This is a genomic window from Tumebacillus lipolyticus, from assembly GCF_042682745.1.
Classification (GTDB): Bacteria; Bacillota; Bacilli; order Tumebacillales; family Tumebacillaceae; genus Tumebacillus_A; species Tumebacillus_A lipolyticus.
The window spans coordinates 225,715-250,019 of the sequence record NZ_JBHUIO010000005.1 but is presented as its reverse complement, the minus strand read 5'-3'; the positions used below and the strand labels follow the sequence as shown (position 1 = coordinate 250,019).

The following is a 24,305-nucleotide window of genomic DNA, read 5'->3' as shown; positions in this document are numbered from 1 at the left end:
TAAATGTGAGTCTGGACTTATCAAAGGTAGGACTTTTTAATCATGTCATCGTAATAGGCATTCCAATTTACAAAATAGTAACCCAACCATTCATAATTGATGCTAAAATAGATTTGTTGGCGTTCAAAATCTATGAGCGCAAATAATTAGGAGGTGCAGGAATGTTTAGCTTGAAAAGCAAGGCGATGAAAGTTGTCCTCGCCATGACGCTTGCGTTCCCGCTGCCCGCTGCTGCGACGCTTACGATCGGTAACGTTGCATACGCGGAAGGCGCGAACGACCCGGCTCCGGTGATTCAGCCGAAAGTTGTCAACGGAAATGCTGGCAAGAAAGTTCTGTTCGACAACACGCACGGCCAGACGGCTGGCGCGGCAGACTGGGTGATTGACGGCGCGTTTTCCGATTTCGGGAATGCGCTGGCAAACGATGGATATTATGTGAAAGAGCTGCGCAAGACGAGCCCGCTCACGCTTTCCGATCTGCAAGATTATGATGTTTTCATTATTGGGGAAGCGAACAATCCCTATAAAAAGTCTGAGCAAGACGCCATGCTGCAATATGTTCAGCAGGGCGGATCGATCTTCTTTATCGGTGACCATTACAACGCAGACCGCAACAAAAACCGTTGGGATGCGAACGAAGCGTTTAACGGCTATCGTCGCGGCGCTTGGGAAGACCCGGCAAAAGGGATGTCTGCTGAAGAGCGCGCATCTGAGCAGATGCAAGGCGTTGAGTCCTCCGACTGGCTGGGCACCAACTTCGGCATCCGCTTCCGCTACAACGCGCTGGGCGATCTGAACGCGTCCAACATCGCGGCTCCGGCACAGACGTTTGGCATCACTCAAGGCGTGAACAGCGTGGCGATGCACGCAGGTTCGACGCTGGCGATCCTCGATCCGAACAAAGCAAAAGGCCTGGTCTATCTGCCGCCGACCAACCAAAGATGGGCGAACGCGGTCGACCAAGGGGTTTACAACGGCGGCGGTGTCGCAGAAGGTCCGTATGCGGCAATCTCCAAAGTGGGCGGGGGCAAAGCAGCATTTATCGGCGACTCCTCGCCGGTAGAAGATGCAACCCCGAAATATCTGCGCGAAGACAATGGCAAGAAAAAGACCACCTACGATGGTTTTAAAGAGCAAAACGATGCGATCCTGCTGGTGAACATGGTGAACTGGCTGTCGAAAAAGGAGTCCTACACCTCGTTCAGCGAGGCGGGCATCCAGCTCGACCAGCCGACTCAGCTTCTGCCGATGGAAACACCGCAAACTTCGACGGAGCCGCAGCCGGAGCCGTGGGCAGCGCCAGATGCTGGCTACAAGTGGTTTAACTCCTCCACGTTCAAACCGGGCTCCTATGGCTCCAGCTCCAACCCGACCACGCCGTCCAATCCGGCCTACTCGACCGTTCATCAAGCGCAGCTTCCGGCAACCGAAGTGTTCCAAGTGCGCCTGGTCGGGGATAATTTCGCACCGGGTCAAACGCTGTCGGGCTTTAACCTCGGGATCTTCCTGACGGGTGGCACGCAGGTTGCGCAAGTACAAAATGCGGATGGCACATGGCCGACCGCTTATGGGTACTCGGCGCAGTTCTCGATGACAGCAGACGATAAAGGCCATGCGACGAAGACGCTGAACGTTCGCGTGAAGCCGGGTACACTCGGCGCAGCTAGCTTGCGCGTCCGCCAAGCTTCGACCGCGCTGAGCACCGAGGCGGTCACCATCGCAAACGTTCCGGCAGAGCAGCTGCCAGAGGACAAGCCGCCGGTGCCAGAAAAGGTATCGATCGATGTAGCGCGCAGCAAAACAGTAGGAACGACCGTCACCGTGCAAGGCGTGATCACCACGCAGCCGGGCGCATTTGGTGGACAAGGGTTCTACCTGCAGGATGAGACGGGCGGCATCTATGTCTTCCAAACGCAATCCGGTTTCCAAGCGGGCGATCGCATCGAGATCACCGCAGATATGGAAGTGTTTAACACCGAGCTCGAACTGACCAACCCGACCGCGATCACCAAGCTGGGCACAGCAGAACTGCCCGCAGCACAAGTGGTGGCAGCAGTCGATGCGACCAACCAAGGTCAGCGCGTCACGCTGGAAAATGTAAAGATCGAAGATTTGCACGGGGTGACCCCGACGGGCACGTTCGAATTTAACGCGGTGAACGGCGATCAGAAGACGCTCGTTCGCGTCGATAGCCGAAGCGGACTCAGCCTGGACAACTTCCCGTTCCAAAACGGTCAAACGGTCACGATCACCGGTATCTCCGCCATCTTTAAAGGCACGTTCCAACTGAAGCCGACCGGCCTGAACGATTTTGCAGCCGATCTGGATGAACAAGCGCCGACGACCGAAGCTGCTCTGTCGGGCGAAGCGAACGACAACGGCTGGTACAACCAAGATGTGTCGATCACGCTTACCGCAACCGACGACAAGTCGGGCGTCGCTCGCACCGAATATCAGGTGAACGCAGGCGAATGGATCGAATACAGCGCACCGATCGTCGTCAGCACAGACGGCACCCATGAGATCGCGTACCGCTCTGTAGATGCGAGCGGCAACGTGGAAGAAGCAAAAACGATTACGATCAAGCTCGACAAGACGATCCCGACTGTCAGCATCGCGCAATCGGGCGGTGAACTTCGCAACGTCACGATCGATGAAAAAGTATCCTTCACCGTCAACGCGACAGATGAAGGCGCTGGCGTCGCTGATGTTCAGCTCTTCCTCGATGATCATCAGATCAACCAAGGCGCTGAGCTGAACGCAGAAGGTCTCGGACTTGGCGTGCACACGCTGAAAGTTCGCGTGCTCGACCATGCGGGCAATCTCTACGAAGGCAACTTCCTGTTCCTCGTCGAGACGAGCTTTAGCTCGATCGAAAACCTGCTGAACCAGCTGTACGATCGCGGCGAGCTGAAAAACCATGGCACCAAGCAGTCGATCCAAGCGAAGCTGGACACTGCTGAGCAGCATGCGAGCAAAGGAAAGATCGACAAAGCGATCGATCACCTGCAAAAGCTGCAAGCTGAGCTGGTCAAAGATGTGAAACAGGGCAAGATCTCCGCAAGCGGCGCAGAACTGCTCAACAAAAACATCGACTATCTGATCCAACATGGTTTAAAATAGTATCAAGCAGAGCCACAGTTTCAACCTGTGGCTCTTTTATTTGCCGCTGGACAATTCGAAAAATATTCTGTAAATTAAAAGTGTAAACACCTGTTGTAGATACGAAACGGAGGTTAATGGATGTCAACCGATAAGATTCAGCAGACGGCGAACGATTTTGTAACGTACGTGCGCAAGATGAAGCAACTACACGAAGCGATCCAGCTCATCCAATGGGACATGAGCGTCCTGATTCCGAAACAGGGTGTTGCCCAGCGTGCAGAGGTGGTCGGCATGCTGTCGAGCGAGCTGTTTATGATGCAGATCTCCGACCAGATGGGGGAGTTCCTCGAAGTGCTGGCACAGCCGGAAGCGCTTTCGCAGCTCGATCCGATCACGCGCAACTCCGTCTTGGATCGCAAGTTGGAATATGATCGCGACAAGAGCATTCCGCCAGACAAGTTCCGCGAGTATGTGGTGTTGACGCAAAAAGCGGAGAGCGCATGGGCAGAAGCGAAACAGAACAACGATTTTGAAATGTTCCGTCCCTATCTGGAGCAGATCGTCGCCCTCTTGGGCGAGTTCATCGAGATCTGGGGCTATCAGGATAACAAATATGACACGCTGCTCAACAAGTATGAACCGGGGCTGACCGTTGCCAAGCTCGATGTGATCTTCGGCAACCTGCGCGAGAAGACGATCGATCTGCTCCAGCGCATCCAGCAGAAAGAGCAGGTGAACCGCTCGTTCTTGCACCTGTCCTACCCGAAGGATCAGCAGCAGAAATATTCGCGCTACATGCTGAACCAGCTCGGCTTCGATTTTAGCAAAGGTCACTTTGAGGAGAGCCCGCATCCGTTTGCGGTCGGTCTGAACCCGAACGATGTCCGCATCACCACCTTCTACTTTGAAAACGATATCACCGCCTCGCTGTTCGGCACGATTCACGAATTCGGCCATGCGATCTATGAGCAGAACGTGTCGCACGATCTGATCGGCACTTTCCTCTGCACAGGCACCTCGATGGGCATCCATGAGTCGCAATCACGCTTCTGGGAAAACATGCTGGGCAGAAGCCAAGAGTTCTGGCAGCATCATTTTGACGGGCTGGTCAGCCATTTCCCCGAACAGCTCGCCGGGGTGAGCGCAGAAGAGTTCTACAAGGCGGTCAACTATGTCGATCCGTCTTTGATCCGCGTCGATGCGGATGAGCTGACCTACAACCTGCACATCATGCTGCGCTACGAGATCGAAAAAGATCTGATCAACGGCAAGATTCAGGTCAAAGATCTGCCGGAGATCTGGGCGCAGAAGATGGAAGAGTATCTCGGTGTGCGTCCGGAGTCACACGCGACCGGCGTGTTGCAAGACATCCACTGGTCGGGCGGGGCGTTCGGCTACTTCTCCTCCTATTCGCTCGGCAACATCTATGCGGCGCAGTTGGAAAACACGATGCGCAAAGAGCTCCCCGACTACCAGGAGCAGGTGGCGCGCGGCGATGTTTCGCAAGTGCTCGCTTGGTTGAATCGGAAAGTCTACAAGCATGGCAAGATGCTGACGCCAGGTGAGATCATGGTGCAGGCGACCGGTGAGGAAATTAACTCAGACTATTTGGTCACTTATCTTGAAGAAAAATTCAAAAAGATATATGGCATTTAATGCCTGAAACGTTTGACACTCTTGACAAAGGGTGGTATGATGATATTGTCTCAAAGAGCACCATTAGTGATTCGCCATTTGCAGTGCTCAACGCTGAGTCGGTGCATTTTGGATCGGACGAAATGGTAGCTAATATTTCGTCTTTTACGGACGTTTCAGGAGGTTTCACACATGCAACAAGGTACTGTTAAATGGTTTAACGCAGAAAAAGGTTACGGCTTCATCACTGTTGAAGGCGGCGACGATGTATTCGTACACTTCTCCGCAATCCAAGAAGATGGCTTCAAAACCCTCGAAGAAGGTCAACGCGTTTCTTTCGAAATCGTAGAAGGCAACCGCGGTCCGCAAGCTGCTAACGTCTCTAAGCTGTAAGCTTGCGACATTGGCGAATATAACCAGCGCATCTTATTGATGCGCTGGTTTTTTGTGTTTCTGTAACAGGTGGACGACGATCCCGATCAGCATCAGGATGCTGATCATCGCCGAGACAGACAGCGGTTCGCTCAGCAAGTACAGATCGATAATCGCCCCGGTCGGCACGCGCTTTATGCGCTCCTGGATCGACTGGGGCGAGTTTGCGCTCGGGGTGTTTTAGCGATCGGAGCGGAAGGAGACAAGTTAACCTACTTCACGTCATAGGCTGTTCCTAGAGGGACACAGAGGAGGTCTGTGACGTGCAAGAAGTTTTATTAGGCATCGAAATTCTGTTGATCTCGGCGATCCTGTCGATGGACAACGCGCTGGTGATCGGTTTGGCAACTCGGCATCTGCCGATCGGGCTTCGAGAAAAGGCGGTGTACTGGGGGGCGATGGGGGCTGTCGGCCTGCGCATCATCCTCTGTTTGATCGCCTACCTGGTGATCTCGCTGCCCTACATCAAACTGATCGGCGGCATCTTTTTGCTCTACATCGCCTACAAGATGCTGGAGGAACACCGGGAGGATCTGCCGCAGATGCGCAGCGGCGCAGGGATCTGGAGTGCGGTGCAGATGATCGTGATCGCCGACCTGACCGTGTCGGTGGACAACGTGCTGGCGGTGATCGCCATCGCCGATGGCAGTTGGTGGCTGGTGTCGCTCGGCGTCTTGGTGTCGATCCCGTGCATTCTGTGGGGCAGTCGCCTGATCGCCTATCTGCTGCAGAAGTATCCCGTGTTGCTCTTTCTCGGAGTGGCGGTGCTGTCGTGGACGGCGATGTCGATGATCTTGGCCGAACATGTGGTCAGCCGCTTCCTGACGTCGCTCGCCGTTCCGAACGCCGCCTTTTACGGGGTGACAGTGGCGGCGACCGCGCTGGTCTGGCTGCTCAAAAAGCGGGTGCCCTCCTAGGAAGGCATCCGCTTTTTATACGCCGGAGAGCGAGAACTGAAACTGTTTGCAGCGATCTTCGTTTTCTGCGCACACATCGAGCAGCACCTCTTCTGTCTTTTCCACCTGAAACGAGAAGGGGACTTGCTTCTCCTCTCCGGGTTGAAGGACGATCTGTTGCTCTTCCGGGTGATTGAACGGCTTCAGCTTCTGAAAGGTGACGGTCACCCGCTCCTGTTCGCTGCGATTGTTGACCAGACGAAGCTCATACGTGTAGATCATGCGCGTTCCGGCGTGAATGCGAGCGATCGTGCCGAGGTCGATCTCCACGCCCGATGTGAAGCGGACGGAGACGGCAGTCGCGATCGCAAGCAGCACGAGCAGGGACGCGGTGATCACCTTGCCCAGCCGGGTCGTGCGCTCCGGCCGGAACAGCTGTTGAAAATAGCCGTAGGGACACGTGTTGCGGCAGAACTGGTGACGAAGCTTGAGCAACAGAAAGCCGATAAATAAGCAAAGGGCGATGAAGAAGGCGAGGATGATCGTCGAGCGGCCTTCTGTGATCGCCTGCCAAGCGGTGCGCGGGTCGACAAAATAGGCTAGCAGGGTGAAGGCGACGGGCGGGGTGAGCAGGATCGCAAGCGGCAGGTCGAGCTTCCACCGTCTGATCGTACGAAGCACTTGGGACATCGTGTTGTGCGGACAAAAATGGGAACAGAAGAGCCGCGGTTTGAAAAAGGTGAGGCCGAGCACGAGAAACACCAGCCACAAGACGGTCAAAAGCAGCGGCATCGCCTGTGAGAACGACAGCCTGCGCGTAAACCAATAGTAATGACCTGATGGGATGTCGATGCGAAACAGGTCGGTGTAGGGAACGATAAAGAAGAGCAGCAGGATCACCAGCTGTATCCATTTGCGCATGCAAAAAGCACTCCTTTCTCCTTGGCTAACGTGCTCCGAAATGGAAAGGATAATGCATGGGGGTGATCAGATGAGCAGAGACCGCATCGTTGTGGAGGATGATCAGGGCCAGAAGCGGGAGTTTAGCATCGAGGGCATGTTCGAGATGAACGACCGCAACTATGTGCTGTTGATGAACGAGGAGGATTCTGTTCTGATGCAGATCGTAGGGGAAGGCGATTCGCAAGAGCTGCTCGGCCTGGACGACAGAGCGGAAGCGCAGTCCCTGCTCGATGCCTACCAGATCGCTGTAGATGCTGCTCCGGCAGAAGGTGAGACAGAGTAAGCGAAGTAAGCAAACTGCGCGATCAGTTTCGCCGCTTCCAAAGACCGTTCAGCGCTTGAGCTGAACGGTCTTTGCTCATTTTCTGAGCAGGGGGAAGAAGCGCTTGCGGTCCGACATCTTCTCCGCATAGGCGGTTCCGGCGATCAGCGCGTTCTCTTCTGCTCGGATGCGCACGGCGAGCATCACCCCGTTTAAGAGGCTGAAGACGATCGCGGTGATCCAGGCGCCAAAGCAGAGCGGCAGCGTGAACAGCTCGACGGCGACGACCAGATAGTTCGGGTGGCGCATGAAGCGATAGGGGCCGCGAGTGACCGGTTCGCTTCCGGGCAGGATGTAGATGCGAGTGTTCCAAAATTTCCCCAGCGTTCGCAACACCCAGAGGCGCAGTCCCTGCGCGAGCACAAACAGGGTGAGCGGTGCGAGCTGAGGAACCATTCCCTCCTGATGGCGGGCGAGCACTTCGAAGAGGAAGGAGCAGAGGAAGGCGATGTGGAGCAGAACGATGTATCGGTAATGATCTTTGCCCACCTCAAAGCCGCCGAGCGACTCGATGTGCGCTCCATTTCGTCTGGCGATCACCAGTTCGAGCAGGCGCTGAAACAGCACAAAGGCGAAGAGCAGCGCAAACCAGGTCACCATCTGAGCAACACCTGCTCGGCGGAGAATCCAGGTCCGAGGGCAAACAGCAGCCCGTGCTCGCCTAGCTGATGCGACTCGGCAAGCTCGCGCTCCAAGACGAACAGGACGGTGCAGGAAGACATGTTGCCATGCGTTCGCAAGATCTCACGGGCGTGCTGCAGCGCGTCGGCAGGCAGGTCGAGCGCTCGCTCATAGGCGCTCAACACCTTCATCCCGCCAGGATGGGCGATGTAGCGACTGACCGCAGCTCTGCTCAGATCGTGCGCCGACAGAAACGAATCGCACAGATCGCCGATCTTCTGTTCGACCAGCGTGGGAATATCTCGGGAGAAGATCACTTTCAGACCATCGTTCTGCACATCCCAGCCCATCACGTCGAGCGAGTTCGGCCAGGTCGTCGAACGGCTGGCGATCAGCTGCGGGCCGTGGCAATCGAGTGACTCGGCCGCCCGATCGCCGTACAGCAGCGCGGCAGCCGCGCCGTCTGCAAACAGGGAGGTGGCGATCAGGTTGCTTTTGGAGCGATCACCGTGCACGAAGGTCAGGCCGCACAGTTCGAGTGCGATCATCAGCACTTTGCGGTTCGGGTGCGCTTGGGCGAGATCGAAGCTGCGGGCAAGCCCTGCCGCTCCACCGGCACAGCCCAGCCCCCAGATCGGCAGGCGGACGATATCTTCGCGCAGACCGAGCGAGTTGCAGAGGAGCGCGTCGATGCTCGGGGTCGCGATTCCGGTGGAGGAGATGAAGAGGATCATGTCCACATCGGTTGGCGATAGACCGGCTCTCTGCAAACAGGTCTCAGCAGCCTGCCGACTCAGGCTGACCGCATGTTCGATGTAGAGCCTGTTTTTTTCTTCCCACGAAGAGGTTGTGGCAAACCAATCGAGCGGTATGCAGAAGTGTCGTTGCTCCACCTGCGCAGAATCGAAGACGGTGAGCAGGCGGTCGATGTCGGAGAATGCATCGGCAAACAGGTTGCGGGCAAACGTTCGCGACTCCGCTTGGCGAATGATGTAGGGCGGTACGGCAGTGCCGATCGATGCGATAACAGGCAACAGATCACCCTCCTCAGAGAAAAAGTTTCCATTTGTTACAGGATATTGTTTCCAATTTCAACTGGGATGAAACCATTCGGCTCCGTTCGTCGTAGAAAAGGGGAGGAGATGATCGGAATGATGACCTATGAGCAAAGAGTGATTGCAGAGCTAGATCGATGGGAAGACGAACTGCTCAAGCCGACCGGCCTGCTGCAGAGCGTGTCCAAGCGGGTGCAGACCAAGATCAACCGCGCGATTCCGGCGAAGGTGCAGCAGACGCTGACCAGCACCGTTCGCGGGATTGTGAGGTCAGTTCTGTTCGGGTTGGAATACGTGCCGAAGCAACCGCCGCTTCTGGGAATCTCGCTGCAGGAGCGAGATGAGCGAGCGCGAGCGCTGCTGTCGACCTATCAGAAGATCGCGGCAGCCGAAGGGGCGGGGACTGGCGCCGGGGGGATTGTGCTCGGCCTGGTCGACTTTCCAGCGTTGATCGCGATCAAGATGAAGTTTTTGTTCGAGTTGGCGCACATCTATGGGTATCGGACGACAGATTATCGCGAGCGGCTGTTCTTGCTCTACCTGTTTCAGCTCGCGTTCTCTGCGCCGGAGCGGCGGAAGGAACTGCTGTGGAAGATCAAGCATTGGGAGCGTGTGGCGAGCGAATTGCCACCGGAGCGGGAGTATCTGCAACAGATCGATTGGGAGCAATTTCAGCGCGAGTATCGCGATGCGATCGATTTTCGGAAAATGTTGCAGCTCGTGCCTTTGATCGGCGCGGTCGTCGGGGCGTGGGCGAACTACGGGTTGATCGAGGAGCTGGGAGTGGTGGCGAGCAATGGGTATCGAATGCGCATCTTGGAAGCGAACAAAGCCACCTAGGAGGACCGAGGTGGCTTCGTTGCGCGGAACGGATCACACTTCTTTTTTCAGCGCTTCGATCACTTCAGCTTCGGTCATGCCCTTGGTGAAGTGATAGTCTTGCGGGCGCAGCATCGTGTCCAGACCGAGCTCGGTCAGCTTGGTGCTGAACTGCATCCGATCTTGGATCAGGCCTTGCTCTTTCAAAAACTCGGTAAGATCCCAAGTGGTCATGCCCTCTTTGAGCGAGAAGGTGATCGCCTCGCCTTTGGACGCATCCTCTTTGGCGGGCTGCTTAGCGTCGCCCGCATCTGCGCCCTGATTCGCCGCTTTGTCTTTCGCGGCGATGTCGACCTGGCTTTGGCCTGTCTGCTCCGCATACTGCTCTTGGGTCAGGACGACATACCCTTCTTCTTTCGCCTGTGCGACAATGTCTCCGCCGCTGAAACCGGACAGAATCAAAGCGAACAGCGCGGTGGCGGCAGCGCCTACCAGCCCGCCGAGCACCAGTTTGCCGATCTCAGCTCGACGCGTTTGCAGTGCGTCGATCGTGTGCACACGCCAAGCTTCCTTATAGTAAGCAAAAGTGAGCATGCAAGCCGATTTTTGTAGCGGGATACGCACCGTGATCAGGTTTTCCCCGGTCGGTGCGTTGCCGATGCGCAACACTTTGCTCTTGTTCACGTTTTGCAAGAGCAAGTTTTCAAGCGCCCCCAAATCGCTTGGCAAGCTTTCAGATTGATCTTGTAGAAAATTGAGCTGTTCAGCCGAGAAAAGACCTGTCGGCAATTCTGGAAGCCCATAGTCGGTGAACATTTGTCCGAAACGTTTTCCCACCGTTTCTTTCAGCAGATTAAAACTAGGTTGTTGCATCTTCCATTCCCCTCCCTGCACCAAAAGAACCCCATAACCATATACCTATTCAGTATATCATTCTATCTTTATGGGGGTCAGCTTGGAAGAGGAAAATAATTCTATTGCAAAAAAATAAAAAAGGAAGTGGCGCGAGGCCACTTCCTTTCTCTATTCTTACACCTCAGCGGTGTACGGCATCAGAGCCACGATGCGAGAGTTTTTGATCGCAACGGTGACTGCACGCTGGTGAGCTGCGCAGTTGCCAGTGATACGGCGCGGCAGGATTTTACCGCGTTCGGATACATAACGACCCAGACGGTTAACGTCTTTGTAGTCTACTACTTTCACTTTGTCAACGCAGAAGTTACAAACTTTGCGGCGCTTGCCACGGCGTTTTTTGTTAAAACCGCCACGTTGCTCGCGGTGTTCGCGTTGTTCACGTTGTTCGCTCATTTCGATTTCCTCCTCGTTGGTTAGAATTTGTACTACTGTTCTTTAACGACGGTCAGGTAGCGGAGCACGTTGTCATCGATCTTCATCAGGCGCTCGAGTTCAGCCGGCGTGGTGGAGTTCGCTTCGAAGTTCAGCAGAACGTAGAAGCCCTCACGGTTCTTGTTGATCTCGTACGCCAGACGGCGCTTGCCGTACTTGGTCGCTTGTTGAACAGTACCGCCTTCTTTCGCAACGATACCTTCGTACTTCGCGATGAGCGCATCACGAGTTTCTTCTTCGAGGTCCGCTTTCAGGACCAGCATTGTTTCATAGGCTCTCATCATGTACCCTCCTTTTGGACTTTGGCCCCCCGTGGGAGCAAGGTGGTGAAAATAAACACAATGAATAGTATAACAAGGTTCATATGAAAGGGCAAGAGATGGTGCAAGATTTATTCGGGAGTGGACAGACGTCAGACATCTTACAAATTTTTATTGCCCGGGTCTGTTTGACATGTTAGAGTATTTATTGAAAGCGATTACACATTCTAAAACGTAAATCCTAAATCTGTTCGAGCGAACATCTGAGGAGGCTGTCATGAGCGAGTTGGTTCGTACCCTTAATTTGAAGTCGTACACGCACGGTTCGGGAAAAGAGCGCACCAAGTTTGCCGATGAATTTGGCGCAGGTCTGAAAGAGATCGGTTTTATCACCCTGGAAGGCCACGGCATCAACCCGAAGCTGATCGAAAATACTTATGCGGCGATTGAGAAGCTGTTCTCGCTTTCGCCTGAGCTGAAACAGAAATATGTGGGCGAATCTGGCGGTCAGCGCGGCTATACCGGCTTCATGAAAGAGCATGCCAAGCAGCGCAAGGTGGGCGACCTGAAAGAGTTTTACCATGTTGGCCAAGAGCTACCGCACGGGCATCCGCTGTCGATCGACTATCCGACAAACGTGTGGGTGGATGAAGTGCCGGAGCTGCAGCACTTGACCCTTTCGCTGTACCGCGAGCTGGAGCGAGTGGCGAGAAACATGCTGGAAGCGTTGGCGATGCATTTCGACCTGCGACAAAACTTCTTCTCCGATATGATTCAAGACGGGAACTCGATCTTGCGCCTGATCCACTATCCGCCGCTCGAAGAAGGAATGCCGCAAGATGCGGTGCGCGCAGCGGAGCATGAGGACATCAACCTGATCACCCTGCTCTGCGAAGCGACAGCCTCCGGCCTTGAGCTTTTGACCAACGATGGCGAATGGTTCCCGGTCGAAGCGCTGAAAGGGCAGATCGTCGTCGATGCGGGAGACATGCTGCAGCGCATCACCAACAAGGTGATCCCGGCGACCACCCACCGTGTGGTCAACCCGAAAGGTGAAAACAGTTCGCGCTTCTCGATGCCGTTCTTCGTTCATCCGTACAGCGGCTATCTGCTGGAGACGATTCCGGCCTGCATCACCAGCGACAACCCGGAGAAATGGCCGCCGATCACAGCGGGTGATTTCCTCTACGAGCGCCTCGTGGAGATCGGCCTGATCAAAAAATAGTTCGAATCGCGCCTCAGCAACTGACAAGCGATCGATCCATCAAGATTGCACAAGCTTTCGTTCGGCTCAGGCGTGAACGAAAGCTTTTTTATGCGCAGAAGGAAGCGGATGCCAGTTCGTGAGCGGCGCTCTGCGGTGGAAGTAGGTGATATGGGAAGTTCTCAAGGCGGCTTACTCTCCGTTTTTGGGGAAGCGTTCCATATGATAGAATGGAAAGAATGATCGGTATAAAAAAGATCGGTATGAGGTGAAGAGATGGAAGTGACGATGATGTATCATCCGGCTTGCAGCAAAACGCCGCGAGCGCGAGACTTTCTGGCAAACGAGGAAGTGAAGGAGCGCAATCTGGTGGAAGAGATGCTCTCTGCGGAGGAGATCTTAGAGATCGCCAGCTCACTTGGGCTGAAAGTCCAAGATCTGTTGCGGCCAAGCTCGCCCGTCTATCAGGAGCGCCACGAAGAGCTGTACAAGATGGCGGAGGCAGAGCTTTCGGCGCTGATGGCGACAGAGCCTACGCTGGTCAAGCGCCCGATCGTCAAGACAGATCGGGGATATGTGATCGGCATGGACGAAGCGAAGATCACAGAGTTGCTCCGCGCGACAAAGGAGTAGAAAAGCGAGGCGAAAGCATATCGGATGTCGATATGCTTTCTGTTTTCCTCGACAGGAACTGAGTATTTCCTGGGAAATGGGGGGATTTTGTCGCCAATCGACCGATTGCACTTCGAGGGAAGAGAGAAGGATGAGGAATGAGTCGAACTGATCGAAAATTGACGCTGTTCGCGCTGACATGGCCTATTTTTATTGAGCTTGGATTGCGGATGTTAATGGGTAATGCGGATACTTTGATGTTGAGCCGCTACTCGGATGATGCGGTGGCAGCTGTCGGCGTGGCGAACCAACTGGTCATGGTCGTGCTGGTGATGTTCGGCTTTGTGGCGATGGGAACGGGAATCGTGATCTCGCAATACCTCGGCGCTGGTGAGCGACAGAAAGCTTCAGAAGTTGCGGTGGTCGCATTGGGCGCGAACTTCCTGTTCGGTTTGTTGTTGAGCGTGGTGCTGGTGGTGTTTGGGCGATCCTTTTTGACCTGGATGGGGCTGCCCGACGAGCTGATGGCAGAAGCGCTGACCTTCTTGCGGATCGTCGGGGGCGCATCGGTGTTGCAAGCGTTGATGACCGCGATGTCGGCGACGGTGCGCAGCCACGGTTTTGCACGAGATGCGATGTATGTGACGCTCGGGATGAACGTGCTCAATGTGATCGGCAATTACCTGTTGCTGTTCGGCCCGTTTGGCCTTCCGGTGCTCGGCGTGCTCGGGGTGTCGATCTCAACGGCTGTCGCGCAGTTGGTCGGAGCTGTCGTGCTGTTTATCATTCTGCTCAAGCGAATGGATGGCAAGCTGCCGTTCGGCTGCTTGATCAGATTCCCGCGCTATGCGATCGCCAACATTTTAAAGATCGGGATTCCATCTGCGGGAGAGCATCTGTCCTACGTATCATCACAGGTGATGATCACTTTTTTCATCACTTCGATCGGCGTGCTGGCGCTGACGACGAAAGTGTACACCCAGAATTTGATGATGTTCATCTATCTGTTTTCGATGGCGATCGCGCAGGCGACACAGATCGTGGTCGGACACCGGGTCGGCGCGCGCGATCTGGACACCGCTTATCAAACCTGCATGCGAAGTCTGAAGATCGGCATGGCCGTCTCGTTCGTCATGGCCTGTCTGTTTTCGTTGTTTCGAGCACCGCTGCTCGGCCTGTTTACCGATCAGCAGGAGATCATCGCTGTCGGGAGCACGCTCGTGCTGATGACGATCCTGTTAGAGCCTGGGCGGGCGCTCAACCTGGTGATCATCCTGTCGCTCCGAGCGGCAGGTGATGCGAAGTTTCCCGTCTATCTCGGCGTGCTGTCGATGTGGGGCGTGGCGGTGCCGCTCGCCTACCTGCTGGGCGTTCACCTCGGCTACGGGCTGGTCGGCGTGTGGACAGCGTTTATCGTCGATGAATGGCTCCGCGGTCTGATGATGCTCTGGCGTTGGCGGAAGAAAAAATGGCAGGGGATGAGCTTGATCTCCGCGCTGAAGGCGGAGAAGGGACTCGCCGGGTAAAGGAGTCGGAGCGAGCGCAGGTCGGTAAGGAGGTTTCAAAATATGGCGCACGTGCAACTGAAACATGTCTACAAGCGCTTTGCGAACGGCGTGGTGGCGGTGCAGGATTTCGATCTGCAGATCGAAGATGGCGAGTTTCTCGTCCTCGTCGGCCCATCAGGTTGTGGCAAGACGACGACGCTGCGGATGATCGCAGGTCTTGCGAGCATTTCGGAGGGGGAGCTGTGGATCGGCGATCGCCTGGTCAACGATGTGCATCCGAAAGATCGTGACATCGCGATGGTCTTTCAAAACTACGGATTGTATCCCCATCTGACCGCCTATGACAACATGGCGTTCGGGTTGAAACTGCGCAAGACGCCAAAAGCGGTGATCGAGGAAAAAGTTCGCGAGGCGGCACAAGTGCTCAACATCGAGCACCTGCTCGCGCGCAAACCGAAGGCGCTCTCAGGCGGGCAGCGACAGCGCGTGGCGCTCGGGCGCGCCATCGTCCGCGAACCGCAGGTCTTTCTGATGGACGAGCCGCTCTCCAACCTCGACGCTCTGCTGCGGGCGCAGCTGCGCACCGAGATTGCCAAGCTGCACCAGCGCATGCAGGCGACGGTCATCTATGTGACGCACGATCAGACAGAAGCGATGACGATGGGAACGCGAATCGTGGTGATGAAAGAGGGGGTCGTTCAGCAGGTCGGCACCCCGCAGGATGTCTACAATCGGCCGCAAAACATGTTTGTCGCTTCGTTTATCGGCGCTCCAGCGATGAACTTTCTGTCAGGAAGGCTGCAGGTGGCAGGGGACGAGATGTTTTTTCAGAGCGCAAGTTTTCAGATCGCAATCCCGGTACAGCGCCAGACCCGGCTGCGCGAGGCGGGCGCGCTCAACATGCCGCTCATCTTGGGCATTCGACCGGAAGACCTGATCGCTGACCAAGACATTCGCGAAACGACCGATCGCGCACTGTTGCCAGCCGCAGTCGAGCGCGTCGAACTGCTCGGGGCGGAAAAGCATGTGCACCTGCGCGCACTTGGGCAGAGCATGATCGCGCGCGTGCCAGCTCGATCGGAGATCGAAGCGAACTCGTCTGTCACGCTCACACTGCTCAACGATCGCATCCATCTCTTCGATGCGTTGACGGAGGAATCCATTTTTTAACAGGTAATCTCTCGCTCCCTGCGAATAAACTGAAAGCGAGCGAAGCGGACGGCGCCACATGATCTTCATGTGGCGCTTTTGGTGAAGAGGGGTGGCGGGGATGCGAAACTATGTGGGGCTGGATGTCGGCGGCACGACGATGAAAGGGGCGCTCGTCACCGCAGCAGGTGAGATCATCTTCCGAGCGGAGCAGGAAACGTGTCCCCATCTTGGCCTAGATGCTGTGCTCGACCGGATGGTCGCACTGGTCGATCAGGTTGCCCGAGCGGAGGGGCGGAGCTTGGGCGATGTGTGCGGGGTGGGGGTTGGCGTTCCCGCTTTTCTCGATTGGGCGACAGGCTTCGTCGAGACGGCCGTCAACCTCGGCTGGAGCCAGGTGCCATTGCGCGCCGAATTGCAAAAGCGCTTAGGTGACCTGCCGATCGCGCTGGACAACGATGCGAATGCAGCTGCGTTTGGCGAGGCGCTGGTGGGAGGAGGAAGCGGGGCGCGCGATGCGCTCTGCGTGACGCTGGGCACCGGTGTGGGCGGCGGGATCTTGATCGATGGCAAATTGGTTCGCGGCGCGAGCGGGATGGGCGGGGAGATCGGTCACATCATGCTCGATGAAGAGGGCTGGCTCTGCAACTGCGGGCGCAGAGGCTGTCTGGAGACGATCTCCTCAGCCACCGGAATCGTTCGAGCGGCGGTCGATCGAATGCTCGCCGGAGATGAGAGCTCGCTTGCGGCGGAGCGATCGCTGTCCGCTGCGCTCATCTTCGACCATGCGGCGCGGGGGGATCGCCTGTCCTGCGAGGTGATCGAGCATGCGATCGATCGGTTGGCATTTGTGCTGGCCAACATCGGGACGACGCTCAACCCGCCGGTGATGCTGATCGGCGGCGGCGTTTCGCAGGCGGGAGAGGCGTTGCTTGCACCGCTCAAGCGAGCGTTCGACCGCTACGCGCTGCCTCGGGTGCGGCGGGCGACAGAGATCAGGCTGGCAACGCTGGGCAATGATGCGGGTGTGATCGGTGCGGCGATGCTGTTGGTGGAAGAGTTGTAGAGAGACCTTTGCGGGTCTCTTTTCTTTTTGATAGTGTAAGAGGAGGCGGGGGAGGTGATGCGGATGGATGACCGAAGTGCAAAGCGTCGACAGCGAGAAGAACTGCAGGCGGCGAGCAAGCGCAACGACTTTAGCGCGATCGTGCGCAAGCATGTTCGCGAGCGCGATCAGGAGCGCTGCGTGCTGTGCGGCAAGCCGGGGCGGGAAGTGCACCATATCATCTCGCGGTCGCAAGGCGGGCTGGGCACGGCAGACAACGGCATCTGTCTGGATGCGAGCTGTCACCATCTTGCCCACCGCTCAAAACGGGTGGCGAGCCGGCTGATCGAATATCGCAAGCGGGTATTGCTGCCCCTGTATGGACTGAAGTCGGAGCAATATATTTGGCTGGATGCGCTCACCGATGGACGCTGCCGATGCGGTGGCGAGATCATAGACGGCGAATGTGCGGCCGGATGCGGTCTGAAAATTGGGATGGAACGAGAGGAGAAGAACGGATGAGAAATGAGATCGGTTTTATGGAGGACAACCTAGAGGTGATCACCGGGCAGCAGTTGCACCTCGAAGTGGAGAACGAAGGGGTGTACGATTATCAGGCGGCTCGCGTGTTTCAGGCGGATGGTGGCTGGTACATCCTCTGCCTGCGACTTTCGCCGGGGCGGGAAGGATATCTGCTGCGCGCAAACGATCTTGGAGGCGGCTGGTGGAACATCGTCGACATCGAAGAGGATCGCGAGTGGGAGAACGCACGCGACCAGTCGGGCTATGAACGCGATACGGACGTGTTGCATCGCTAAGCGCTGTCGGCAAAAAGGCGGTCGGCAGCACCGCGCATCTGCACGCTGAGGAGAGCGCGGTTCGTTTCCTCATCCTAGAGATGTCTCCGCACGAGCAAATGTGTTGTGTGGTAGATCCCGTAGATCCCCCTCGTGGTCGACAAGAGAGCTAGGAGATCGGTATGATCTCGATCATCTTGTCGATCAGAGGGGGTTTTATCATCGGGGGGCTGGGCATTCGCCCTGCTTAATCCACATAGCCATATCCGATCAGCTTATGGTTATCAGGTGCGGCGAACAGGATCATGTTGTTCGGCATGGCTTTCGATTTTGTCGGAAAATCGACGAGGTACACTTCTTTCCCCAGGTAAGATTTGTCGAGGTAAAAACCCATGTTTTCGGTCAGGGTTCGTTTCAGCACCGTTCCCTCTTTCCATGTCCCCTTGATCCGTGCCCGATCTTCTTTGGCAAGCTGATCCCAAACGTCTTTTCGCACGTCCTGCTCGGCTGTCGCTTGTCCCGTTTGTGCTGTAGGATCGACCGTTTCTGCGATCGGTCTGTTCGCATCCTGTTGGCTTGAACATGCGAGCTGTCCCGTCAAGAGGACTGCAAAAAAGAGGAGCGAGGCGTATCTTTTCATGTTTCTTTCCTCCTCGTTTCCTTCTAGCAAATTAGACGTCTTAAAACTGCTTGAGGTTCCCAAGCGTCTGCAAAAACGACCGATTTGGAACCACTTTTTACAAGGATGCCGCGCAGTAACTTACCAACATAAAAAGGAGCGCGTGAACATGCGCTCCTCGTGATCGAAAAGAGGGGATTCCGCCTGAGTTGGGCGGGGTTCTTTTTACTTTTTCGGGCCGCGAAACGAGAGCGAGATGTCGAGCACGCCCTCTGCGGGGTCGAAGGCGGTGATGTCCGTTTTTCCATTGCCATCCAGATCGGCGCTAAAGGCGATTCGCTCACCGCGCGCCCACGGGCCGTACAGGTTGTCGAGCGGTTTTAAGCCGAGCTCGCGATCGCCCTGCCAGACCTCCCAGATGCCCCGTTGAGCGTCATAGATGACCAGATCGGTCAGCCCGTCACCGTTCGTATCGCCTGCGACCGCTTGGCCGCCCCGCTTCGGCTTGGGCACTTGGTAGGTTCCGAGCGAGGAGAACTCGCCCGCTCTGCTGATCGCATAGAGCTCGATCTCACCAGCAGATGCCGAATAGAGGATCAACTCCTGTTGCTGATCGCCGTTGACATCTCCGACAAAAGGCACCGAATCGGCGTGCTTCAAGTAGAGAAACTGTTCGGTAAGCGGACGAAACGAATCGTTTTCATGGAGTGCGACGCCGATCGTCTGCTCATTTTTTAAGATCAGATCCGGGTTGTGGTCGCCATTCAGGTCGCATGGCACGATCCGCTTCCAGCCGGGCTGAAGGGAACCGTACCGCTTGACCGCCTCAAAGCTCATCTTGTTGGACAGGTAGGCGTTCAACTCGCCCTTCTCCTCTTGATAGGTCAGCAGATCGCTGATCCCATCGCGGTTCACATCGACCAAAAAAGGTGTGTCGTTCGGCTGCAAGCCGGTTGGCAGCCAAGAGGTGAACGGTGATTGAGCGCGATTGCGCGGCCAGCTGTAGTTGCCCTGAAGCACCGACACCCGCCCCTCGCTGTCGACGACGACCAGCGAGTCCTGCCCGCTTCCGCTGACATTGCCGAACAGCAGATGCTCCGCCGTCGTGCCGATCGGAAGCTGGACGCGATGGGCAGGTGAGAAGGGAAGCACATCGTGCAGTGAAACCCAATCGAAATCTCGCTTGCGAAGCCCCTCCACAATCTGATGCAGATAGGTGACCTCACCCTGTTTGTAGCGGTAGACGGGCAATCCATCGCGCTGCTCTTGTGCGCCGCTTGCGTCGGTCGTCGCTTCGAGATGATCGAACTCTAAGTAAGGATGGAAAAAGGTCGCGCCAAGCCCGCGAAAACGATCGCCTCGCTTCAAGATGCGCTCCACGTCGTGCTGGCCGGTCACGTAGCTGAACGGAGCCGGAACGTAGACGGAGCCGAGCGTCGTCGAGCCGTACGCGTTTTCATCCTGATAGACGACCTGATCCTTTAGCGATTTCAAGGAGAAAAAGTCGGGCTGATAGAGCACGCCCATATAGGAGCGAAACACTTTTTCCTGCTCGCGCGTCTGCTGATAGTGTGGCGATTCCCAAAAGCCGGGCGTAAGGCCTGCCTTTTCAAAGGCGGACAGGCTTTTGGTTATCTTTTCAGCCGCATAGGGGGCGGTAGAAGTCTCCGGCGCGTCTTTGATCGCAAACTCATAGCCGACGCCCGTATCCTGCCAGCCGTCTCCACGCCTGACATCTCCATATTGATGGGAGTAGCCGTGCATGCCGAGGACGGCGCCCTTTTGTTCAGCGCTTTGCAACAGCTTGATAAACTTTTGCAGATGTTCATCAGGATGGGGATCATCGATGCCCTTCTCATACCACGTGCCATCCGCATGCAACAGCTTGGAGCGCGAGATGACCGCTACGTGAAAGGGCACTTGCTCTTCGTTCAAGTATTCAAAAACGGCCCGCAGGCGTCCGAGATCATCCAGCGTGGCATAGGAGCCGCCTGGTGAAACGTCCTCTAAGCGCAGTAAGGCGTGATGCTTGTCATGATTGGGAAACGAATTGGTGCGGGACTGACCCTGAACTGGCAATGCGATGACAGCTGCCAACAGGACCGCGAGCAATGCTCTTTTCATCCATGACTCTCCTTTGTGTCGTTTACAAATTCTACATTCTACACTCTACGACAGATCGAGATATTTTTCTACTAATTAAATTAAAACAAAGAATTTTCAGAACGGTTAGAACCGTTAGTTTTCAATCTTTGCAACCGCTCATACATAAATGTTTAGTACAATGCCAAACCATTAATACAATGAATTAAAATAAAAAATTATGTTGACATTAGAAGATTCAGTCTATTATACTCATAGCGTAACCAATAGATAGATAAGGGGGAGCACTTAATGAAAAAGTTACTTGCGGTAGGCGTCAGTGGCGCTCTGGTTGCAAGTACGCTATTTTCAGGTACGGTGTCAGCTGCAAAGCCGGAGCAAAGCACGTCCGGACAAGCGGTAGTACACTCGGGTGGAAATAGTGGACTTGATGTAGCGATCATGAACGAAGATCGTTTGATCGAATCGCTGCAGAAGCAAGGAAAGATTCCGGCAGGAGCAACTGCTGAGCAAAAGAAAAACTATCTGAAATCATACATCGCGCTCAAAGGGAAAAAGGTGGATGCTGGCCCGAGTGTGGCAGATCCGATCGCTTCAAAAGCGAAGAAAAACGAGAATAAGAAGCAGCAGAATTTCAAGAACAACTGGATGAACGGTAAAGGGAAGAAGATCGGCAACTTCTTAAATCGCCTTGAACCGGTACAAGAGACACCGTACATCGGTCCGGTTCGCAAGGACAAGGTGCTGGTGCTTGCGGTTGAATTTGCCGATTACGGGCACAACCAGATCCAGCCGAGTGAAACGTCGAACTGGTATCCGAACTACACGCTCGGTCACTTCGAAGACATGATCTTCGGCAGCAACGGTGTAACCGGTCCGAACGGTGAAAACTTCATCTCGATGAAACAGTATTATCTGGAACAGTCTGGTGGCACTTACACGGTAGACGGGAAAGCGTATGGCTGGCTGAAACTGCCGGGCACGGCAGCTTACTACGGCGCGGACAGCCCGAACGGCGGTCATGACAACCTCGCTCCAGGCGGCTCCAAGCGTCTGGTGGCTGACGCTTATGCGGCTGCGAAGGCGGCTGGCATTCCGCTGCAAGACTACGATCTGGAAGATGTACATGACCTGAATGGAAACGGCAACTTGCGCGAGCCGGACGGCCTCGTCGATCACCTGATGATCATCCACGCGGGTGTCGGTCAGGAAGCGGGCGGCGGCTCGCTGGGCGATGATGCGATCTGGTCGCACCGCTCTGCAGTTCTGGTCGATCCGGACGGGCTGGGTCAAGGTCTCCCGGGCTTCTATGATTATACGATCATGCCGGAAGACGGCGCAACGGGCGTATTCGCGCACGAATATGGCCACGATCTCGGCCTGCCGGATGAGTATGACACAGACTACACCGGCGAAGGAGAGGCTGTCTCCTACTGGTCGATCATGGCGTCCGGCTCTTGGGCAGGTAAGATCGGCGGCACCGAGCCGACCGGTTTCTCCCCGTTTGCAAAATCGTACTTCCAGTCCACGATGGGTGGCAACTGGACAGCTCCGACCGTCGTTGAGCTGAACCAGCTCAACAAGCTCGGCAAATCGTTCGTGCTCGACCAAGCGAACTCGCCGAACGGTCAGAACCATCAGGCGGTTCAGATCAACCTGCCGAAGAAGAAAACTTATGTGAACACTCCGCCGACCGGCACCTACGAATACTACAGCGGGACTGGCGATGAGAGCGATACCACGATGGTCGCATCTGTCGACCTGACCGGCAAGACCTCTGCTACGCTTGATTTCGATTCCTGGTACCAGATCGAAGAGGACTGGGACTTTGCATTCGTCCAAGTCTCGGAGGACAACGGTGCTACTTGGACTTCTCTGTCCAACGCGAACACCAAATCCACCGCTGTGCCGGAAGCATATCCGACCGTCGTAGAGAACCTGCCTGGCCTTACGGGCAATTCGAACGGCTGGCAGCATCAGACGTTCGATCTGTCCGCCTATGCGGGCAAGCAGATCAAGATCTCGGTTCGCAACGTGACCGACTGGGCTTCTTCGATGGCGGGCATCTATGTGGACAACGTAAAAGTGACCGCTGATGGCGCTACGCTGCTCGAAGATGGTGCAGAGGGCACTCCGAAATTCACCCTCAACGGCTTCTCCAAGTCTGACGGCAACTTGTACACTGACCACTACTACCTGCTGGAATGGCGTAACCATGCTGGCGTGGACGTCGGTCTGAAAAACATCCGCCGCGGTCAGTCGCTGATGAGCTATGATGGCGGTCTGGTCATCTGGTATGTCGACCCGTCCTTCACCGACAACTGGGTTGGCTTGCATCCGGGCGATGGTTTCCTCGGCGTCGTCGATGCACATACGCAAGAAAACCTGAAGTGGAGCACCGGCATTAAAGCGGGTACCGCTTACCACATCCGCGACGCAGCGTTCGGCTTGAACATGACGTCCGCGCTGAACCTGGTGTATCCGGATCGCACGCTGTACGCACAGAGCAAGCTGCCGCAACCTCTGTTCGATGATTCGAAATCGTACATGAACAACAATGTGCCAGATGCTGGCCGTAATCTCATCTCTTACGGTGTGAAAGTTCTGGTCACGGGTCAATCTCCTGACAAGTCTGTCGGTGCGATCCGCGTCTTCAAATAGGCAAACCGTTTACAGGGCTTCTTTCGCAGCATGCGGAAGAAGCCCTTTTAAACATACTTTTCCTTGAGGATTTGCAAAAATTATGTGGGGATTTGTGAAGGAGTCAAGTATAATAGAATCGAATGAGCTGTATTTTCATCTACTATCTTTAGCGAAAAGTGGGGGGCAGTGTCTTGGCGATTACAGTGATCGGCACCGTTTTTGTAGACATCAAGGGCTACTCGAACGGAAAGGTCAATTCTGATACGAAAAATGTAGGGCATGTGGAGTTTGCGCACGGAGGGGTTGGGCGCAACGTGGCAGAGGCGATCGGTCGTGCGGGCGGCAGCGTGGAGTTTATCTCCTCGGTGGCGAACACCGCGCAGGGTGATGAGGTGATCGCATTCCTTTCGGAGATCGGGATCAAGACGGCGCGCATGGTCAAGACGGAGAACGGCATGGGGCAATGGCTGGCGGTGCTCGACGGCGAAGGGTCGCTGGTCGCATCGGTCTCGCAAAAGCCTGACTTGTCCAAGCTGGAAGATCTGCTGTTGCGCAATGGGGAGGAGATCGTCAAGAACTCTTCGGCAGTCGTGATCGAACTCGACCTGCACGACCTGGTGGTGCAAGCGATCTTTGCCTGGGCGAAACAGTTTGATGTGCCTGTCTTTGGCATCGTCGGTAACTTGGAGGTGCTGCTCGGCAAGCGCTCGCTGATCGATGACATGGAGATGTTTGTCTGCAACCAGCAGGAAGTTGAAGAAGTGTATGGCGTCAAGACCACTTCGGTCGAAGAGGCGAAGATGGCGGCGAAAGATCTGACCGCTGGCGGCTTGAAGACGGCGGTGATCACGATGGGCGCGGAAGGCAGCGTCTTCTACAGCAGAGAGCGAGATGAGTTTGGCTATGTTCCGGTCATTCCGACGCAGGTGGTCGATACGACCGGGGCGGGCGACTCCTTCTTTGCCGGTGCGGTGTTCGGGTTGACCCACGGCCATGCGATGGAGCAAGCGGTCGAGTGCGGTACGTATCTCGCTTCGTGGACGATCTCCTCAAAGGAGGCGGTCGATCCGTCGATTTCGGAGAAGATCAAGACCAACGCGCTCTTTCAGCAGGTAGCCGTCTTGAAATAGCTTGGTAAAAGATGCGCATCAACAGGAAGCTGCTCGAA

General features: G+C 55.6%; 24 protein-coding genes. 15 read left to right on the top strand and 9 right to left on the bottom strand.

Going from position 1 to position 24,305, the window contains the following annotated elements:
• Positions 1-161: 161 nt before the first annotated feature.
• The 3 genes from ACFSOY_RS06465 (at position 162) to cspD (ending at position 5,135) form a co-directional block, all read left to right on the top strand.
• The gene (locus ACFSOY_RS06465; protein ID WP_386044940.1) at positions 162-3,125 is read left to right on the top strand and encodes an OmpL47-type beta-barrel domain-containing protein; all 2,964 of its coding nucleotides are present in this window, start codon (positions 162-164) and stop codon (positions 3,123-3,125) included.
• A gap of 120 nt (positions 3,126-3,245) precedes the next feature.
• Complete coding sequence (locus tag ACFSOY_RS06460) at positions 3,246-4,763, top strand: carboxypeptidase M32 (protein ID WP_386044938.1); 1,518 nt, start codon at positions 3,246-3,248, stop codon at positions 4,761-4,763.
• Positions 4,764-4,934: 171 nt separating this feature from the next.
• Entirely contained in the window at positions 4,935-5,135 is a 201-nt protein-coding gene (gene cspD / locus ACFSOY_RS06455) for a cold-shock protein CspD (RefSeq protein ID WP_386044936.1), read from the top strand.
• A 33-nt stretch (positions 5,136-5,168) separates the two neighbouring features.
• Here cspD and ACFSOY_RS06450 read toward each other — a convergent pair whose 3' ends face one another.
• Complete coding sequence (locus ACFSOY_RS06450; RefSeq protein WP_386044935.1) at positions 5,169-5,303, bottom strand: hypothetical protein; 135 nt, start codon at positions 5,301-5,303, stop codon at positions 5,169-5,171.
• Positions 5,304-5,437: 134 nt separating this feature from the next.
• Between ACFSOY_RS06450 and ACFSOY_RS06445 the strand changes: the two genes are divergently transcribed.
• Positions 5,438-6,091: a YjbE family putative metal transport protein gene (locus tag ACFSOY_RS06445; protein ID WP_386044933.1), complete on the top strand. Its 654-nt coding sequence runs from the start codon at positions 5,438-5,440 to the stop codon at positions 6,089-6,091.
• Positions 6,092-6,106: 15 nt separating this feature from the next.
• On the opposite strand, the gene ACFSOY_RS06440 is transcribed toward ACFSOY_RS06445, so the two are convergent.
• Positions 6,107-6,991, bottom strand: a complete 885-nt coding sequence (locus tag ACFSOY_RS06440; RefSeq protein WP_386044931.1) for a 4Fe-4S binding protein — start codon at positions 6,989-6,991, stop codon at positions 6,107-6,109.
• A 70-nt stretch (positions 6,992-7,061) separates the two neighbouring features.
• Between ACFSOY_RS06440 and ACFSOY_RS06435 the strand changes: the two genes are divergently transcribed.
• Positions 7,062-7,316, top strand: coding sequence for a DUF1292 domain-containing protein (locus ACFSOY_RS06435; protein ID WP_386044929.1), 255 nt, complete (start codon positions 7,062-7,064; stop codon positions 7,314-7,316).
• Positions 7,317-7,391: 75 nt separating this feature from the next.
• On the opposite strand, the gene ACFSOY_RS06430 is transcribed toward ACFSOY_RS06435, so the two are convergent.
• Positions 7,392-7,955, bottom strand: a complete 564-nt coding sequence (locus tag ACFSOY_RS06430; protein ID WP_386044928.1) for an isoprenylcysteine carboxyl methyltransferase family protein — start codon at positions 7,953-7,955, stop codon at positions 7,392-7,394.
• Entirely contained in the window at positions 7,949-9,010 is a 1,062-nt protein-coding gene (locus tag ACFSOY_RS06425) for a type III polyketide synthase (protein WP_386044926.1), read from the bottom strand. Before ACFSOY_RS06425 ends, ACFSOY_RS06430 begins: the two co-directional genes overlap by 7 nt.
• Positions 9,011-9,127: 117 nt before the next feature.
• On the opposite strand from ACFSOY_RS06425, the gene ACFSOY_RS06420 reads away from it, so the two are divergent.
• A complete protein-coding gene (locus ACFSOY_RS06420; protein ID WP_386044924.1) occupies positions 9,128-9,871 on the top strand; it encodes an EcsC family protein in 744 nt (247 codons plus the stop codon).
• 33 nt (positions 9,872-9,904) lie between these two features.
• On the opposite strand, the gene ACFSOY_RS06415 is transcribed toward ACFSOY_RS06420, so the two are convergent.
• From ACFSOY_RS06415 to rpsF, 3 genes are all read right to left on the bottom strand, one after another.
• Positions 9,905-10,723: a hypothetical protein gene (locus ACFSOY_RS06415; RefSeq protein WP_386044922.1), complete on the bottom strand. Its 819-nt coding sequence runs from the start codon at positions 10,721-10,723 to the stop codon at positions 9,905-9,907.
• 156 nt (positions 10,724-10,879) lie between these two features.
• Positions 10,880-11,158 (bottom strand): 30S ribosomal protein S18, encoded by a 279-nt coding sequence (rpsR, locus tag ACFSOY_RS06410; protein WP_386044920.1) that lies wholly within the window; start codon positions 11,156-11,158, stop codon positions 10,880-10,882.
• Positions 11,159-11,190: 32 nt separating this feature from the next.
• The gene (gene rpsF / locus ACFSOY_RS06405; RefSeq protein ID WP_386044918.1) at positions 11,191-11,478 is read right to left on the bottom strand and encodes a 30S ribosomal protein S6; all 288 of its coding nucleotides are present in this window, start codon (positions 11,476-11,478) and stop codon (positions 11,191-11,193) included.
• A gap of 256 nt (positions 11,479-11,734) precedes the next feature.
• On the opposite strand from rpsF, the gene ACFSOY_RS06400 reads away from it, so the two are divergent.
• From ACFSOY_RS06400 to ACFSOY_RS06370, 7 genes are all read left to right on the top strand, one after another.
• Positions 11,735-12,682: an isopenicillin N synthase family dioxygenase gene (locus tag ACFSOY_RS06400; protein WP_386044916.1), complete on the top strand. Its 948-nt coding sequence runs from the start codon at positions 11,735-11,737 to the stop codon at positions 12,680-12,682.
• Positions 12,683-12,937: 255 nt separating this feature from the next.
• Positions 12,938-13,294 carry an arsenate reductase family protein gene (locus ACFSOY_RS06395; protein ID WP_386044915.1) on the top strand — a complete coding sequence of 119 codons (357 nt, stop codon included), beginning with the start codon at positions 12,938-12,940 and terminating at the stop codon, positions 13,292-13,294.
• Between the two features lie 137 nt (positions 13,295-13,431).
• On the top strand, positions 13,432-14,799 hold the full coding sequence (locus tag ACFSOY_RS06390) for an MATE family efflux transporter (protein WP_386044913.1): 1,368 nt from the start codon (positions 13,432-13,434) through the stop codon (positions 14,797-14,799).
• 42 nt (positions 14,800-14,841) lie between these two features.
• A complete protein-coding gene (locus tag ACFSOY_RS06385) occupies positions 14,842-15,951 on the top strand; it encodes an ABC transporter ATP-binding protein (protein ID WP_386044912.1) in 1,110 nt (369 codons plus the stop codon).
• A 100-nt stretch (positions 15,952-16,051) separates the two neighbouring features.
• Positions 16,052-16,996, top strand: coding sequence for an ROK family glucokinase (locus ACFSOY_RS06380; protein ID WP_386044910.1), 945 nt, complete (start codon positions 16,052-16,054; stop codon positions 16,994-16,996).
• Between the two features lie 63 nt (positions 16,997-17,059).
• Positions 17,060-17,497 carry an HNH endonuclease gene (locus ACFSOY_RS06375; protein ID WP_386044908.1) on the top strand — a complete coding sequence of 146 codons (438 nt, stop codon included), beginning with the start codon at positions 17,060-17,062 and terminating at the stop codon, positions 17,495-17,497.
• The gene (locus ACFSOY_RS06370) at positions 17,494-17,793 is read left to right on the top strand and encodes a hypothetical protein (protein WP_386044907.1); all 300 of its coding nucleotides are present in this window, start codon (positions 17,494-17,496) and stop codon (positions 17,791-17,793) included. Before ACFSOY_RS06375 ends, ACFSOY_RS06370 begins: the two co-directional genes overlap by 4 nt.
• Positions 17,794-18,019: 226 nt before the next feature.
• Here the strand turns inward: ACFSOY_RS06370 and ACFSOY_RS06365 are convergent, their stop codons facing one another.
• Together ACFSOY_RS06365 and ACFSOY_RS06360 are read right to left on the bottom strand one after the other, a co-directional pair.
• Entirely contained in the window at positions 18,020-18,412 is a 393-nt protein-coding gene (locus ACFSOY_RS06365) for a hypothetical protein (RefSeq protein ID WP_386044905.1), read from the bottom strand.
• 204 nt (positions 18,413-18,616) lie between these two features.
• Positions 18,617-20,515, bottom strand: coding sequence for a DUF2334 domain-containing protein (locus ACFSOY_RS06360; RefSeq protein WP_386044904.1), 1,899 nt, complete (start codon positions 20,513-20,515; stop codon positions 18,617-18,619).
• Positions 20,516-20,785: 270 nt separating this feature from the next.
• Between ACFSOY_RS06360 and ACFSOY_RS06355 the strand changes: the two genes are divergently transcribed.
• Together ACFSOY_RS06355 and ACFSOY_RS06350 are read left to right on the top strand one after the other, a co-directional pair.
• Positions 20,786-23,155 carry an immune inhibitor A domain-containing protein gene (locus ACFSOY_RS06355; RefSeq protein ID WP_386044902.1) on the top strand — a complete coding sequence of 790 codons (2,370 nt, stop codon included), beginning with the start codon at positions 20,786-20,788 and terminating at the stop codon, positions 23,153-23,155.
• Between the two features lie 173 nt (positions 23,156-23,328).
• The gene (locus ACFSOY_RS06350) at positions 23,329-24,267 is read left to right on the top strand and encodes a carbohydrate kinase family protein (RefSeq protein ID WP_386044901.1); all 939 of its coding nucleotides are present in this window, start codon (positions 23,329-23,331) and stop codon (positions 24,265-24,267) included.
• Positions 24,268-24,305 lie beyond the last annotated feature (38 nt).